This window comes from Shewanella sp. c952, from assembly GCF_019654975.1.
Lineage (GTDB): Bacteria > Pseudomonadota > Gammaproteobacteria > Enterobacterales > Shewanellaceae > Shewanella.
In genome coordinates this window covers 1-15279 of record NZ_BPEW01000040.1, presented here as the reverse complement: position 1 = coordinate 15279, position 15279 = coordinate 1, and the positions used below count along the sequence as shown (strand labels likewise).

Genomic DNA, 15279 nt, shown 5'->3' with positions numbered 1-15279 from the left:
TTCGAACAAAAACTAAGCTCGAAAGATCAACAGCCCCTAAAACATTTCCATAACATTTAATACTTTTGACTGCCCTTAATTAGCTGTTAAATCAACCTTGTAGGGCACAGTAAAATAATGGCGGCTAAAACCAATACCACTATGCGGGTAAAACAACTTCCGAACTAACTAATTTACGCTGTTTGCATATCTAAAAAGGGACAAAAACTAGCTTGGAAATGGACATAATTGTCGATAGTTTTTTACTCACCACTTAAGTGCATGGAGTGTGTTAGAATCCATGCCTATTTAATTTAACTAAGCATATAAGGCAGTGCAATGAACCCTATTCTTGCGATCTTAAAAGAACACAATATCAGTGACGCTCAAATCAGTGAGCTATTCCAGACACTGACAGAAAATCCAATGATGGCGATGGCGACCGTTGGCCAATTAGGGATCCCAGCAGAGAAATTGCAGCAGATGATGGCACTAGTAATGCAGACTCCAACACTCATTAAAGAAGCAGTTCTAGAGCTAGGTTTAGACTTTTCAAAAGTTGAAGCAGCTAAAGCTCAATTACAGCAGTAACAAAAGCGTTTGTGGGAAGAGAGAATTACTCCTTCCCCACATCTATGTTTATCAACTTAAACTCCCCTTCTATCTTCCCAAAAGCTCAATCCAGCGCTTTATTCAGTCACAGGTAAAACTGTTTACTTGGTCACACTAATCAAGTCGACTCAGATCTATACTGCCAAACACTTGGCCATTTAACCAAATGACAAAATAATAGAATCGCATCCCTTCAAGTTTGCAGGAACATTGATATGACAGCAGAACAACAGCGCAAGCTAACCGCTCGCGCAGCAGTGCTAAAGGCACTCGCTCATCCGACTCGTTTGTGGTTATTAGAGCAACTTCAGCAGCAGGAGCATTGTGTGTGCGATCTTACCGATGGTGTAAACGCTGATATTTCTACTGTCTCCAAACACCTTTCAGTACTCAAGCAGGCTGGCATCGTTAGTAGTCGCCGTGACGGCAAACAGATCTATTATCGACTTGAAACGCCTTGCTTGCTCAAGATGCTTAGCTGCGTAGAAACGGTGATTGAGAAAAATGCGCAAAATCATGCAGAACTCGTTTGATTAGCGTAGTCCAAAACCCATTTATTCCATAAACAGTAAAAAGGTCATGACATGAAAATTGAAATACTAGGCAGTGGTTGTAAAAAGTGTACCAATTTAGCTGCTGATGTGGCGCTGGTAGCCAAGCGTTTGTCCATCAGTTTTGAGCTAGAAAAGGTGACCAGCATGGAGCAGATTTTAGATTACGGTGTAATGTCGACACCCGCTATTGTTGTTGATGGTGTTGTTATGACTGCAGGCAATGTGCCTAGCCAAACCGAAATAGAGCAACTGTTAAATCAAGCAAGCAGCAGCTAGCCACAATGATTTAACCGTTCCAAATGATAATTGGGACAGAACATATAGCAATACCATTGATTTGTGAGGTGAGCCAATGCTGAGTTGGTTTTCGATATTGGCCGATTGGTTAATCTATGATTTAGCAGGGTTATCAAGCCAAACGCAGTTTGGACAAGCTGTTCATTTTTTTGTTGAAGATACCAGCAAGATTTTTGCGCTGCTGGTTGTGATGATTTACGCCATCGGCTGGCTGCGAGCATCATTGAATGTTGAGCGAGTAAGAGACTATTTATCTGGTAAGCCTAAATTCGTCGGTTATGGCTTAGGGGCGGGCTTTGGGGCAATTACTCCTTTTTGCTCCTGCTCTAGCATTCCGGTATTTTTAGGTTTCACCTCTGCAGGGATCCCTATCGGGATCACCATGGCATTCCTACTCACCTCACCATTAATCAATGAAGTCGCCATCCTATTACTGTTTAGTCTTCTGGGCTTAGAGATCACCCTACTGTACGTTGTAACAGGGATCAGCATCGGGATATTGGGTGGTGCCTTGCTCGATTTTCTCAAGGCTGAACGTTGGTTGCAGCCAGTAGCAGCCAAAGCATACGCCAGAGGCCAACAGCCAGCAAAGGCTGCTGGAGTTGCTATACCAACAACCCAAGCCGTGAGTACTTTGGGTTGGCAACAGCGGCATCAGTTTGCTAAATCTGAAACGATTGAGATTTTTGCTCGAGTCTGGAAATGGGTCATTATCGGCGTCGGTATTGGCGCCGCACTGCATGGGTTTGTGCCGGCTGGTTGGCTAGAGGCCAATTTAGGCCAAGGGCAATGGTGGTCAGTTCCACTTGCTGTATTGATGGGGATCCCGCTTTATGCAAATGCCACAGGCGTTATTCCTGTTATGGAAAGTTTATTACTGCAAGGCGTGCCTTTAGGCACAACTCTGGCCTTTTGTATGAGTACGGTTGCAGCTAGCTTCCCTGAGTTTGTCATGCTTAAGCAAGTAATGAAGTGGCGCTTATTAGCAATTTTGTTCGTACTGTTACTAATATCATTCACCCTCATGGGTTGGATGCTAAACATGGTTTAGCAGCTTATAAGCATCAAGCTGTTGTTGTGCAACAACCAAGTAAAACGCCCTCACTGTTTAGTCAGTAAAGGGCGTTTTTTTGCTTTCGCTTCAGTGCAGCTTACTTAGTACATACGCTAAAGGTTAGCGTTGTTTTACCTTGTGACGCTTGCTCTACAGTATCGGCACACATGGTTTCGCTAAATGACAATGTGTCGTTAAAGTTATAGCCAATCTGCTCGCGAGTGTCGTAATTGGTAAACAAGAAGTCACCGTTTTCATGGTTATAAACAAACTGAGTCCAAGATGCGTAAGTCTCGCCGTTAGTTGGGTCAACTAAGTCTTGAGGTACTAAGTTACCCGCGTTAAAGGTGCTGAGTAATTTTCCGCGAGTTTGTGCCCAGCTTTTCTTGTCAGCAAATTTGACATGTGAAGTATGAAATAGCCCACGTAAGTTACGGTCTAGCGAGCTGATTGACGTTGGAATGCTCTTAGCCGTAAGGTCACTTAAGTCCACCTTCTCAACATAGTCACGATGATCTTGCTGTAATGGTGAGTTTGCCATTACTCGTAGGTCTGATTTTTCATCACCACGATGCACAACCATTTTACCGCCTTCATTGAGTTGTAATAACGCGATATCGCCTGACTTATCGTGGATAGAGATGTGTAATCCATGCTGGTTACCATGTAAGCCATCTTTCCAGGCAATTTGCCATTCATTATTGTTAAAAGCAGTAACCGCTTGTTCAGTCGTGGCATAAGTTTCTGTAATGTAAGCAATCACATCAATGAAACTAACCGCTGGCGCACCTGTGTCTTGGTAGTCTTCGATGAAGGCTGCGCTATCAGCCATATAAAGCAATGATGCAGCAAGGCCCTGTGAGTTTATTGCGTCAGAAGTCACTCCGCCAAAAACATCGTATTCCATTTGTGCAACCGCATGATAATTAGTGGTCCACTGCATCGTATGCTTGTAGCTAGGTGTTTCAGTGCTGCGCTCAATCCCGACAGGGTTAACTTGAGTGGTATTACCCAGCTGTTGACCCCAGTCAAGTGAACGAACCGTTGACATACCATGAGGTGTATCTAAGGTAATACGAGAACAAGCATTGGCTGTTTGTGCCATGCCAACCATAGATACCGCTGCGATTGCTGCTAGTGCAAATTTGTTCAATTTGAAGTTTTTCATAATGTAGCCTCTTGATAGATAGTGGAAGTTTTGTAAGAGCCAGCTGCTCTTTGATGTATTCATTATCTATTAAAAATGCTAACCTCAAAGTAGCTAAGAGTAGGTAAACCCCCACCCTAATATAATTAATTTGTTACTGAAAGAGAGTTTTTGATGGCATTATCACTTGAGCAGTTACATGCATTTGTTGCTACGGTTGATCGCGGTGGCGTCGCCCAAGCAGCACGCCATATCGGCAAGCACGTATCAACATTGAGAGAGCAAGTTAATAACTTGGAGATTGATACCGGACTGACGCTATTTGTGCGTCACCCAAGATCATTGGAGGTCACAGAGCACGGTGAACAACTCTATAATTTTGCCAAATCGATGCTGTTGGAAGCTAACCATTTTGATGCAAAAGTAGAGAGTTTATTGCAGGGGATCCCTGAAAATCTCACTATCGCTATTGATACCAGCTTAATTGACCCCGCGCTGGATCAAGTGATATCCACAGTATTAAAAACCTACCCTTACCTTAATTTGAAAGTATTAAACGGTGACACACTGCAAGTAAGAGGGTGGATTTTGTCTGGCAAAGCCGATATTGGCATCATGCTTTCGACTATCCATATGCCAGCAGAGATCACTCATGCCAATGCGTATAGCTTTGAAGTGGTGCGGATTGTCCCTGCCAGTTGGGATATAGCCAATCCTGCCCAGCAGATGGATCTGCGGGAAAAATTACAACTCAGTTACTCATTCTTGCAAGATATAGGTATGCGAGACGCCGATGTAATTGGCCATAGATACATGCTGTGCAATAGCGCAATCCAACTGTTGAATTTGGTCAAAGCCGGTGTAGGCTGGGCTCACCTGCCAAAATTTGTTTGTGAACAAGCGCTTGAACAAGGCGAGGTGGTGATCAATCAAGGCACTAATGAACTGTTTTCAAACTGGAATGCTGAGCTGGTTTGGCAAAAGGAAAAAGCGCTTAACCCTGCAATGCAGATGTTTATCGATGCTGTACAAACTTTACCTGGTCACTAGGGTCTGTTGACCTTTCGAGCTTAGTTAACATCACAAATGAATCAGCCCCCTTACGGAGGCTGATTAAGTCGTTGAGTCATCGATAAAGACACTACTTACAAGTCGAGAATGATACCTTGCCTGTTGTTTTAGCTTGAGTGTAGATATCTGCACACATTGGCTCGGTGACGCTAGGTAGGTCATTCATGTTGAGTGATACTTGGCTTGCATTACCTTCGTTGTAGTAAGTAACGTCGCCGCTGTTAAGGTTATAAACGTAAGTTTCCCAAGTTGTGTACGACTCATCATTAGTTGGGTCGACTAAATCTTGTGGCACTTTATTGCCGAAGTCGAACATCGCTTTTAACTTACCGCGTACATCTATCCACTCAGCATCTTTGCTTTCAAACTGAGTATTAGCCGTGGCGTATAGACCACGCACATTACGGTCTGCGGAGCTGATTGACCCAGGTAGTGTGGTTGAGTCTTTCATGTCGAAATTTTTCGTGTACTCGCGGTGGTCTTGCTGCAGCGGCGCATTAGCCATAACACGTAGGTCGCCGTTAACATCGCCACGATGCATGACCATTTTTCCGCCTTCATTTAGCTGGAATAATGCGATGTCGCCTGACTTGTCTTGTACTGAGAAATGGAACCCATGTTGGTGACCGCCGATACCGGTGATCCAAGCCGTTTGGAAGTTACCCGCTTCAAAAAACTCAACCACTTCCTCTACAGAGGCAAACTGTTCAACTAAAAATGGCACCACATCTGACATGTGTACTGCCGCACTGCCGTCATCTTTCACATCTTTGATGAAGTCTTTTGATGGGTTCTGGTACAACAATGAGGCAGCAAGTCCTTGACTGTTAATCGCTTCACCTGTCGAACCATGGAATGTTTCTACCTCAGTAAATGAGATGGTTTGGTACTTCACTGTCCAGCTAGCCGGATTTTTATATTCAGGTACAGCTTTCGTTACCCGTTCAGTACCCACTGGATTGACTTGTGCAATAGATTGAAGCTCTGTTCCGCCCCAATCGTATGAGCGTACGACAGACATACCATGAGATGCTGTGTCGGTAATTAAACGTGAGCAAGCATTTGATGTGCCTACATAACCCATAGCTGTTGTTGCTACGATTGCTAACGCGATAATTGATTTTTTCATGATGAATCCTCTTTAGAGATTTTGAAAGTATGTTTGTTTTTGATGTATTCATTATCTACTAAAAAAACGATTCTAAAAGTGGCTGAGAGTAGGCAATACCCCTCTCTTATTTCTCTATAAAGGGCTCCTCACTACTAAACTTCAAATACATAGTTAACTAGCTCATGGTTAGTAGGGCTGAATGGTCAGTTAACGCTTAACAGGCTCCAGATCAAGTAAACTCAAATCCATAAAGCGGTGCCAAGGTTTATCGCCCTCTAAATAGCACCATTAGACAGATAAGTGCTCGCGATAATAGAGCTGGAATATTTTCTGAATTACATACAAAAACTCCCGCCGAAGCAGGAGTTTATTTTATTGAGTAAGTGGCTTATCTATCGCGACTATTGACTCTGATACTTAGGCGTTGGGTGAATACCAAGCTCTTGACGCTCAGCCTTGTTGGTATCAAACATGCTGAAGTCATACTTCTCTGCACTCCAAGTATCGTAGCGGTCTAAAACCCACTCACCATTTTGACGGTCGGTGTACATAGTCCACAATGTTGGGAATACATCATTAACCGTGTTGTCGATTTGGTCGTAGCCAGCAAATGCGGTTGCACCAGCTGCTTTTAATGCATTTTTAGCAGCATTTAAGTCAGTAACATCACGCTTGTACATGTCTTCAACAACCACTTTTGCACGCATACGTCGGTCAGCAGGACGAATGGTTGCGTCTGGCTGCACTTGCTCTTTGTCTTGTGTTAAGTGGTAGCTAAACTCTGGGTCATTTGACATAAAAGCAGAGCCTGCAGAAGTGTAGATTTTTAGCTCACCGTCAACAAACTCTACAACTGCAGTGTTACCTGCACGGTCAGCAAATTGAAAATGGCCCGGAGTCACTTCAGCGCAGTGCCCCATGTCATTCGCTGGCGGCATACCACACAGCCCGGTGTCGATAATGTTTACATCTTGAATCGCTTCAACCAACTCAGGAACATTGTCAAAGTTATCAACGGCCCAATCGAGTAGTGACAGTACGTTAACATCTTGCTTGCCTTTAACTGGTGCAGGGTAAGAAGTGTAGTCAGTGCCAAGGTACAATAAATGACCTTCAAGACCGGCTTCATTCATTGCCTCAGAGGTAATTTTAGGCAGAAAACTTTCTACCTTCATCGCAGCAAACTTACTTGTCGCTTTTACTGCATTATCGGTTTTTGCATAAGCACGCTCAATGCCTACCCCATCACCAACGACTTTGGCATCATCGTGGCCAAACCAATCCATAGTCCGCATTGAAATTGAAACATCTTCGTTGTTATAAACAGCGGTTGTACATGCTGTGGCAACACTTGCGATTGAACCAGAAAGTAATGCAGCAGCTGCTATTGCTAGTAGAGTCTTTTTCATAAGTTACCTCGATAAGTTAAATTAGTCATGGTCATTGCTATGCAGTATTTAGTGTCTGCTGCGAACCATATTGCTTGTTGATGTGGTAATTATGATGGGAAAATGGCATAACATATAATCACTGAGTAAGGGGAAACCCCGCCAAAAGTAATAAGGTCATGCTATGTCATTCTCATTAGATCAATTAACTGCTTTTGTACAAACAGTAGAAAGTGGCAGCTTTAGAGCTGCAGCAATAAAAATAGGCAAGCACTCATCGACGGTTAGCGAGCAAGTCGCCAACCTAGAAATTGATTTAGGCTTTGAGTTATTTGAACGTAGTCGACGTAGTATTGAACTCACTAAGCGTGGGCAGGATATGTATCACTTTGCCAAACCAGTATTGTTAGAAGCCGAGCAATTCCAAAACAAAGCCGACAGTGTACTCGCCAAACAGCCGACCAGTTTCACCTTGGCATTAGACAACGCTATGCGCTGTGCAGAAGTCGCCAGTTGTTATAGCGCTGTTTTAGAAAAATACCCCAGTATTAATTTAAAAATCCTCAGTGGCGATGTCATGCAGATCCGTTCATGGATCCGTTCAGGTATTGCCGATGTAGGTATGATAGCCACCAGTATTGCCAGCTCTGCTGATTTTACCATGAGCCGAAGTTTTGCATTTAACTTGGTGAATATAGTCTCTACTGACAGACTAATTAAAAAGCGTTCACTTGATATTGCATCGGTAAGAGCTATTCCGCAGATATTATTTAATTTTATGCTTGAGTCAGGCTTGGAAGAAGCACATAAGATCAGCAACCACTCTATTGTTGCCAATAATGCCCATGAAATAATGGAGATGGTAACAGCGGGATTAGGTTGGTCGATGATGCCCAGCTACATTGCAGAGCCTTATATTCAATCAGGTAAAATACAAACTTTCGCTATTGATGATGCCAGAGTTGACATATGGTTTAGTGAAATCATTCATTTAAGCAGTAAAACGGTCAACCCAGCAATGAAGTGTTTTATTGATAAAGCCAAAAAGATAGCCGATAAAATCTGATATCACCTTAATCGATTGTCTTATATTGATTCGATATAGCACTCAGTTCGAGGGCTATTAGTGTTACCGTTGACTATTCCACTTAAAAGCTGGCGGATGCAAAAGTGTCAGAACACCTGTGTTACTGCTGCCCTTCAAAGCTCGTTAACCAAGTTTTAAGTAGCTGATTAAGCTCTGGCTTATCTGTGTCAGAAAGCTGCTGCACCAGCTTATGCTGCACACGTACATGCTCTTCTATTGCAGTATCTATAATGGCAAAACCCTTGTCGGTTAGCCCCACAGACACACTGCGGCGATCTTCAGTGCTATGCACCCGCTCAATTAAGTCTTTAGCCTGCAACTTATCGAGTCGATTTGTCATCGCGCCAGAGGTCAGCATCATCGAAGATAACAGTGCTGATGGTGTGAGATTAAAAGGCTTACCTGAGCGCCTAAGTGTTGCCAACACGTCAAACTCTCCAAACGTTAAGCCGTATTGTTTATGGCAGGCAGCAATTTCCACTCCAAGGTGTTTTTGCAATCGCATCATCCGACCAAAAATTTCCATCGGCTGCGTATCGAGTTGTGGCTTCTCTTTGTTCCACTGCGCAGCAACTTTATCTATATCATCCATTTCACATTCTATCTCAGCTAGTTAAACGAATTAACGCTCAGTTAATTAATCTTGATATAAAGATACTTGATAAAAAGATACTTTACAAAAATAAGATTCAGGTTCAAACTAAAACTATCTTCACGTAAAGATACTTAATCGTAAGGTAGTTTATGAATATTTTTCTCGCCATGATCCCAGCTTTTTTCTGGGGTACCACCTATGCCATGACCCAGTTTACGCTGCCAGACTGGCCACCATTATTGTTAGGTGCTATCCGAGCACTACCTGCAGGTTTATTACTGTTAGCCCTTAAACCCAGTTTACCCAACAAAACAGACTGGCCAGTACTGATTAAGCTGGGGGCGATTAATATTGCGCTGTTCTTTAGTTTTATTTTTATTATGGCGTTAACCCTGCCCTCTGCTATCTCTGGGGTTGGCATGGTTTCGGTGCCAGTATTTGCCATGCTGTTTCATTGGGTCGTGAGTAAAAAGCGACCAAGCACTTTGCAGGCAGGATTTGGTGCAGTATTGGTGATATTGGCTTGGATGCTGTTTGACCCGAGTGCTATCAGCTTAAATCCGATTGGGTTACTGGCAATGCTTGCCGCTATTAGCTGCATTATCGTAGGTAGCACCATAACAAAAGCCCTCGGCACCCGAATTCACTGGTGGACGGTACTCACTTGGCAATTAATTGTCGGTGGCGTACTGCTGTCTATTGCTGCCGCTATTCACTCGCTATTTTCACCAGAGCAATACTTTGCAGCAATACAGGGCTTTAGTATGGAAAATGCGTTTGGCCTAGGCTGGATAATCATGCTTAATACCGTACTTGGCTATATCATGTATGTCTGGTTACTGCAGCGCATGACAGTGGTTGATTTCACCTTTGGAGGCATAGCGAACCCCGTCGCGGGCATTGTCAGTGGGATGGTGTTGTTAGGAGAGTCATTTACGCCTCATCAATACCTGCTTATGGCCAGTATGATCTTGGCCTCAATTGCACCGACACTGATTCAAATCATCCGCAAAAAATAGCAAATCATTAATTCTCTGAGTGCAATTGAAATCGGTTCGAATCACTGAATCGGCATAACGGCAGTGGTCTAGGCACACCACTGCCAGTTTCCCCCTTTGAAGCTGCTGCCATAGCAGCACTAATTTATAACTCTAAATCCTGCATAATTAAGCTTGTCAGCAGCAGTGTTTTGCTTATTGTCTGGACTCAAGATCGTTGTTTTTGCATCAGCACCACCGCAGCTACATCCACCCGTTTCTCCGCCACAACAACCACCTTTTTTAAGGTGATTCAGCGAAGTGCGTCCTTGAGAAGCATCTAGCAATCTAAAAGTTGTATCAGTGCTTTGATCTAACAGCTGTTCGATACTTAAAGCGCTATCACCTTTGCTGACACTAATCCCTGCAGCGAGCAACTTGCCCAGCATACGCTCGCCAATATGTTGCACCATGACAACATCTGTCTTTTGCTGTTTAATTAGATCTAACATCGCCTTTTTAGCACTGCAGCCGCCTGCTAGTGCTGGATTGTCGAAACTGGTCACTAAGTGGTGGTACTCGTTATAAAAACCGATACGTGGCGCCTTAGTGAAGTGACCCGCTAATCGACCGCGGCTCATCGGCATTGCAATAATCATAACACTTCCCTTTTGGTATCTGTTGATTGTGGCAACACTAACCCATGACCTTGAGTGATCGCCGTCGCCACTTTTTTACGTGCGCTTGCCAGCAAGTAGCCAAATGTTTGTCGAGATATCCCCATAGAAGCAGCAGCATCGAGTTGACTCATTTTTTGCACATCGCCTAAATTCAGAGCTTCAAACTCATCAGCATCAATATGGATTTTTTCCAACTCAACAGACGGAACACCATTAGGCTTAAACAGGCTATAGGGAGCGCTACAGGATAACTTTCTACATTTCTTTGGTCTGGACATCAATCAGCCTAATTTGCCAATGGTAAGATATCAGCCAATATTAAATGGCCATTGTGAGTTATTGGCCTACGCCAATAACTTGATAGTATGCCAACTGGGTAACACTAAACTGTGGACTAGTTCACGCAGTTCAATATTCGAGATCACTGAATTGAGTTAATGCCTTAAGCATAAAGCCTCGCTATTCGCCAAGTGCTATTACAGCGCCCAGTTTTGCGAGCAACAATACAGTTTGCTCTCTGGATCAGCGGCAAAATAGAGTGGTAAAACAACCAACCTCTCTAACGCTGAACCTTAAGCAATACCCTGCGACCAACTGCCCTTGCAACACCGGCATAGCAAACATCGACAATGACAGGCCAATTTGGCTAACTCTGGAGTGTACGTGATATCAAAATTGCCCAAATGGGTTGAATATGGCGCCTTTGTGCTAGCGTTGATTGCTGGCTGCGTCAATGCCATTGGTTTATTAGGTTTCGAGCACCAGTCTGTATCGCACCTCTCAGGTACTGCGACTTTAGTGGGCACTCAATTACTCAGCTCTTCTCCCACCGCCCTGCTTCACCTACTTGGGATACTTATCAGCTTTATCATCGGCGCGACATTATCGGGTGCATTGCTATCTGGCAGTTCAGTAAAACTTGGTCGTCATTATGACACCTTACTCGTTGCTGAAGGTTTACTATTAATCGGTGCTATCTACTTTCTACAAGCAGGCAGTTTTGTGGGGCATTACATGGCATCTGCAGCTTGTGGACTGCAAAATGCGCTAGCGACAACATACAGTGGTGCCATTGTCAGAACCACTCATGTCACCGGGATCTTTACAGATCTTGGGATTATGTTGGGAAGCTGGCTTAAAGGAGAGGGATTCGACAGACGTAAAGCGGTGCTGTTTCTGCTCATTATTATCGGCTTCATTTGTGGCGGGGCGCTAGGGGCCTTGTTATTTAAGCAGTTTCAGTTTTACGCTTTGATCATTCCTGCCGGGATCTGCTTAACCTTAGCTATCAGTTATCGCTTATATAAACGTAAAACAGCACCTATTGCATCACAGTAATACCCTAAAGCGACAACATAGCTGCCGACGTGAACTTTGCCATGACAAACCCGGCTAAAGTAGTCACTTGGCTATTATTAAATTTAAATGCATTCTGTAGAAAACAAGGCTTACTTAAATTAACTCTACTTTAATATAATATTTATTAGCACCGAAAAACTAAAAGTCTTGCTATTAAAAAACTCCCTAGCAAAATAAAATAATTACCACAACAGCTGAAAAATATAAAAATAAAATAGCGCTATAATTTCCTAACTCTTTCATCATCAACTATATAAAAAATTAAAAACAAATTGACCATACAAATTTAAAAAACCAACAGTGGTATATATTTAACTAATAAACATCATTTACACCCTCAGGTATTCACGTAAAATAAACCCAAAGAAATTACACTTCATTAACACCGCTACACGTAAACACATATGCAGCAAACAACGCGAACGGCTAAATTAGAACAGCAACTTACACAGCAAACCCTGATATAGACTGGCTCACATGATACCCACAAAGATGTACCCCTTTGTAGGTATTTGTTAGATTTATCTTATTTTGTTTACAACTAAGTTTTGTAAATTTATTGATCACTCTCACGTTACCGTTAATAAAATGTATAACAAACCCAACCCTCATGTTAATTATTTAGCGACAGATTAATATTATTTAATAAATTAAAAACGTAAATTTATCTTGGTTAGAAATAAATATTGCCAGATACAAAATATAACAATCTTTATTACGCTAACAATATAAATCTATATTAGAGAATCAGTAAACAAGCAAATAATAAATAACAAAAATATTATTTAGAGGAGTTGTGATGAGACTACAAAAGCTTGCTATCGCCGTAGCGGTAATGACCGCATTATCAGCGTGTAGCGATGATGATGATAAAACTAAAACCTGTCCTGATGGAACAGAACTCAATCCTGACACAAATGTGTGTGTCACTATACCACCGGTAGAACCGCCAGTTGAACCACCTGTAGAGCCGCCTGTAGAAACTGATTTCTACAACAGCGATAACTGGAAAGAAACCTTCCCTGATCAGTACACCACTTGGGCGCAAACGGAAGAAAGCAACCCAGAGTCAGGTATACCAACGGATTTATTAGCTGCTAACCCTAACCTTGTCAGCGCTTGGGCAGGATACGGATTCGCTAAAGACTACAATCGTGCTCGTGGTCATCACTTTGCATTAACTGACATAATTAAAACACTACGTACTGGCGCTCCGCTTATCGGTCATGATGGCGAAATCGTCGGTGAAGCCATGAAAGCAAGCTGTTGGTCTTGTAAATCTCCAGATGTCGGACGTATGTTTGAAGAGGTTGGTGAAGGCAAGTTTGCTGACAATGGCTGGTCGGTGTGGGGCGAAGAGATGCCAAACACTATCGGTTGTGCAGATTGTCATGAACTCGGTGAAAATACGCTACGACTAAGTCGTGGATATACTACTCGTGCAATGGACGTGATTGATAAAACATTCACAGCGCAAGAGCATGTTGACCAAGCCGGCCAAACCTGTGCTCAGTGTCATGTTGAATACTACTTCGATGGCAACGACTCCAAAAAAGTACGCTACCCTTGGGATCATTGGGTGCCTGGTGTAGATACCGATTACGCAACTGTGGTTGACTACAAAGGTAACGACAACCTTTACAAGGGTTTTGCCGCTGAAGCGCAGTTAGCATTCTACGATGAGAAGAACTTTAAGGATTGGACTAACGCTATCTCTGGTGCACCGTCGCTAAAAGCACAGCACCCAGAGTATGAAAACATGATGGATCGTACCGACCACATGATGTCAAATCACTTAGAGTTCAGCTGTAATACTTGTCACATGCCGAAATCAACTAACGCTGATGGACAAGAGTACTCAAATCATAAAGTCGCATTTGATGCCAACAAGCTTCCAGCTAGCTGCACCGATTGTCATGATGCAGATAAATTAGAGTCTAAGTTTGAGATACGCAAAGCCAGTATCAATGCACTTCGTTTTGAGGACAAAGGCACAGACCCACGCCTGACTGAAGTACACTTTAAAGCCCAGGCTATTTGGGCTGCTAATGGTATTGAAGGCTTAGAAGCAGGAAAGTCTATTGGCGAAGCCAAAGCTGCTTATGAAGGTGCGCTAACTGCTGGTAATGAACTTGCAACTGAAATGAACAGCCTACTTACCAAAGTACGTAATGCACAATGGTTCTGGGATAGCGCTACCGCATCTCACGGGATCTATGCCCACAACCCAGCAGAAGCTATTCGCTTGCTAACCAAGTCTAATACGATTTTAGATGCGGCAATCATCGAAGCGAATACACTGCTTGATAAGTACGATGCAGACTATGTCTACGATGCAACTAAGTACGACAGCAAAGCAAAAGTACAACCGCTCGCAGGTCTTGACCTCGATGCGATGAAGACCTCTAAAGAAGAGTTCATCAAAGAGCGTGTAGAAAAAGATTGGCCTGCTGAACTACATTAATTGCAAATGTAATTAGCTAAAGATACATCTCCAAACTAAATGCCAGTCACCTCACCGACTGGCATTTTTATTGCCAAATGACTTCCACTTGGCCGTTCATTCGACAGTAATTCAACGCTTAGCAAAACATTAAGGCGAAAATAGCAAATCCCTGCTTTAGTTTTCTCAGCAGCCCTCACCCCTTATAAAGTCGTCTTAAGCTCGGCATATAGCCTTGATGCACGCAGTAGAACTATCTCCGCTACTGCGCCAAATAGCGCATACTGTCATCAACCGGAACATCTAATACAGTATGAAGATAGCTACCACTACTTTGCGCATTTAGCACATCATAGCGGCTTCGTAGGGCTTTCAGCAGTGTATTGAGTTGCGCTATCAGGATTTAACATTCTCAACCATACGCCTTGTATTGAAACCCAAGTTCTTAATCAACCTTTATTGATATAAATGCTTTTCCGTACTGAAACTTCTCTACAACTATCTGCTTGTCCAACATTTACGCCGTCCCAAAAAAGACTAATTTAAACTATATTAAATTAGTATAACCAAATGCATGACTAGATATATAGACAGAAAAATAAATAATAAAAAGCAATATACAAAACAAACGCAAACTTAATTTTAAATTAATAAATTCAAGTCGGAATTAATAACAAATTAAGATTCAATTAATTATTAACAAATTTTCCTTACGAATATACAATTACGTAAAAAACATCAAATTATTAATTTAACCAATGAAAAATCTAATAAAAAAGACTATAAACTAACAATAACTTAATATTAAAAGCTTTAAACACTTACAAGCCCAACTAAAAACACATTGAAAACCAATGGCATACAAAAAGTTCCTAAAGCAGAAAATATAGCGAAAGATAACAAATAACAAGATGTACCCCTAAGT

15 protein-coding genes are annotated in these 15279 nt (G+C 42.5%); 9 read left to right on the top strand and 6 right to left on the bottom strand.

All coding sequences use genetic code 11. The features are described from left to right. The first annotated feature begins 318 nt into the window (after nt 1–318). The 4 genes from K5R16_RS19055 to K5R16_RS19040 all read left to right on the top strand — a co-directional run bounded on the left by K5R16_RS19055 (nt 319) and on the right by K5R16_RS19040 (nt 2493). Nucleotides 319–570, top strand: coding sequence for a DUF2999 family protein (locus K5R16_RS19055; protein WP_220739584.1), 252 nt, complete (start codon nt 319–321; stop codon nt 568–570). A 236-nt stretch (nt 571–806) separates the two neighbouring features. Then, nucleotides 807–1124 (top strand): metalloregulator ArsR/SmtB family transcription factor, encoded by a 318-nt coding sequence (locus tag K5R16_RS19050; RefSeq protein ID WP_220739582.1) that lies wholly within the window; start codon nt 807–809, stop codon nt 1122–1124. Nucleotides 1125–1175: 51 nt separating this feature from the next. Then, entirely contained in the window at nt 1176–1421 is a 246-nt protein-coding gene (locus tag K5R16_RS19045) for a thioredoxin family protein (RefSeq protein WP_220739580.1), read from the top strand. Nucleotides 1422–1497: 76 nt separating this feature from the next. Then, a complete protein-coding gene (locus K5R16_RS19040) occupies nt 1498–2493 on the top strand; it encodes a permease (RefSeq protein WP_220739578.1) in 996 nt (331 codons plus the stop codon). A 100-nt stretch (nt 2494–2593) separates the two neighbouring features. Here K5R16_RS19040 and K5R16_RS19035 read toward each other — a convergent pair whose 3' ends face one another. Beyond that, nucleotides 2594–3664: a linear amide C-N hydrolase gene (locus K5R16_RS19035; RefSeq protein ID WP_259649936.1), complete on the bottom strand. Its 1071-nt coding sequence runs from the start codon at nt 3662–3664 to the stop codon at nt 2594–2596. 153 nt (nt 3665–3817) lie between these two features. On the opposite strand from K5R16_RS19035, the gene K5R16_RS19030 reads away from it, so the two are divergent. Next, a complete protein-coding gene (locus tag K5R16_RS19030; RefSeq protein ID WP_220739576.1) occupies nt 3818–4693 on the top strand; it encodes a LysR family transcriptional regulator in 876 nt (291 codons plus the stop codon). Nucleotides 4694–4784: 91 nt separating this feature from the next. Here K5R16_RS19030 and K5R16_RS19025 read toward each other — a convergent pair whose 3' ends face one another. Continuing rightward, nucleotides 4785–5843, bottom strand: a complete 1059-nt coding sequence (locus tag K5R16_RS19025; RefSeq protein ID WP_220739574.1) for a linear amide C-N hydrolase — start codon at nt 5841–5843, stop codon at nt 4785–4787. A gap of 383 nt (nt 5844–6226) precedes the next feature. After that, nucleotides 6227–7234, bottom strand: a complete 1008-nt coding sequence (locus K5R16_RS19020; RefSeq protein WP_220739572.1) for a linear amide C-N hydrolase — start codon at nt 7232–7234, stop codon at nt 6227–6229. Between the two features lie 163 nt (nt 7235–7397). On the opposite strand from K5R16_RS19020, the gene K5R16_RS19015 reads away from it, so the two are divergent. Continuing rightward, the gene (locus tag K5R16_RS19015) at nt 7398–8279 is read left to right on the top strand and encodes a LysR family transcriptional regulator (RefSeq protein WP_220739570.1); all 882 of its coding nucleotides are present in this window, start codon (nt 7398–7400) and stop codon (nt 8277–8279) included. A gap of 121 nt (nt 8280–8400) precedes the next feature. On the opposite strand, the gene K5R16_RS19010 is transcribed toward K5R16_RS19015, so the two are convergent. Further along, nucleotides 8401–8892, bottom strand: coding sequence for a MarR family winged helix-turn-helix transcriptional regulator (locus K5R16_RS19010; RefSeq protein WP_220739569.1), 492 nt, complete (start codon nt 8890–8892; stop codon nt 8401–8403). Nucleotides 8893–9044: 152 nt separating this feature from the next. Here K5R16_RS19010 and K5R16_RS19005 point away from each other — a divergent pair, with 152 nt between their 5' ends. Next, nucleotides 9045–9914 (top strand): DMT family transporter, encoded by an 870-nt coding sequence (locus K5R16_RS19005; RefSeq protein WP_220739567.1) that lies wholly within the window; start codon nt 9045–9047, stop codon nt 9912–9914. 119 nt (nt 9915–10033) lie between these two features. Here the strand turns inward: K5R16_RS19005 and K5R16_RS19000 are convergent, their stop codons facing one another. Together K5R16_RS19000 and K5R16_RS18995 are read right to left on the bottom strand one after the other, a co-directional pair. After that, a complete protein-coding gene (locus K5R16_RS19000) occupies nt 10034–10531 on the bottom strand; it encodes a NifB/NifX family molybdenum-iron cluster-binding protein (protein ID WP_220739565.1) in 498 nt (165 codons plus the stop codon). After that, nucleotides 10528–10830, bottom strand: a complete 303-nt coding sequence (locus tag K5R16_RS18995; protein WP_220739563.1) for a DUF134 domain-containing protein — start codon at nt 10828–10830, stop codon at nt 10528–10530. Before K5R16_RS18995 ends, K5R16_RS19000 begins: the two co-directional genes overlap by 4 nt. Nucleotides 10831–11215: 385 nt before the next feature. Here K5R16_RS18995 and K5R16_RS18990 point away from each other — a divergent pair, with 385 nt between their 5' ends. Together K5R16_RS18990 and K5R16_RS18985 are read left to right on the top strand one after the other, a co-directional pair. Further along, complete coding sequence (locus K5R16_RS18990) at nt 11216–11890, top strand: YoaK family protein (RefSeq protein WP_220739561.1); 675 nt, start codon at nt 11216–11218, stop codon at nt 11888–11890. An 820-nt stretch (nt 11891–12710) separates the two neighbouring features. Then, entirely contained in the window at nt 12711–14375 is a 1665-nt protein-coding gene (locus K5R16_RS18985; RefSeq protein ID WP_220739559.1) for an ammonia-forming cytochrome c nitrite reductase subunit c552, read from the top strand. Nucleotides 14376–15279: the final 904 nt, after the last annotated feature.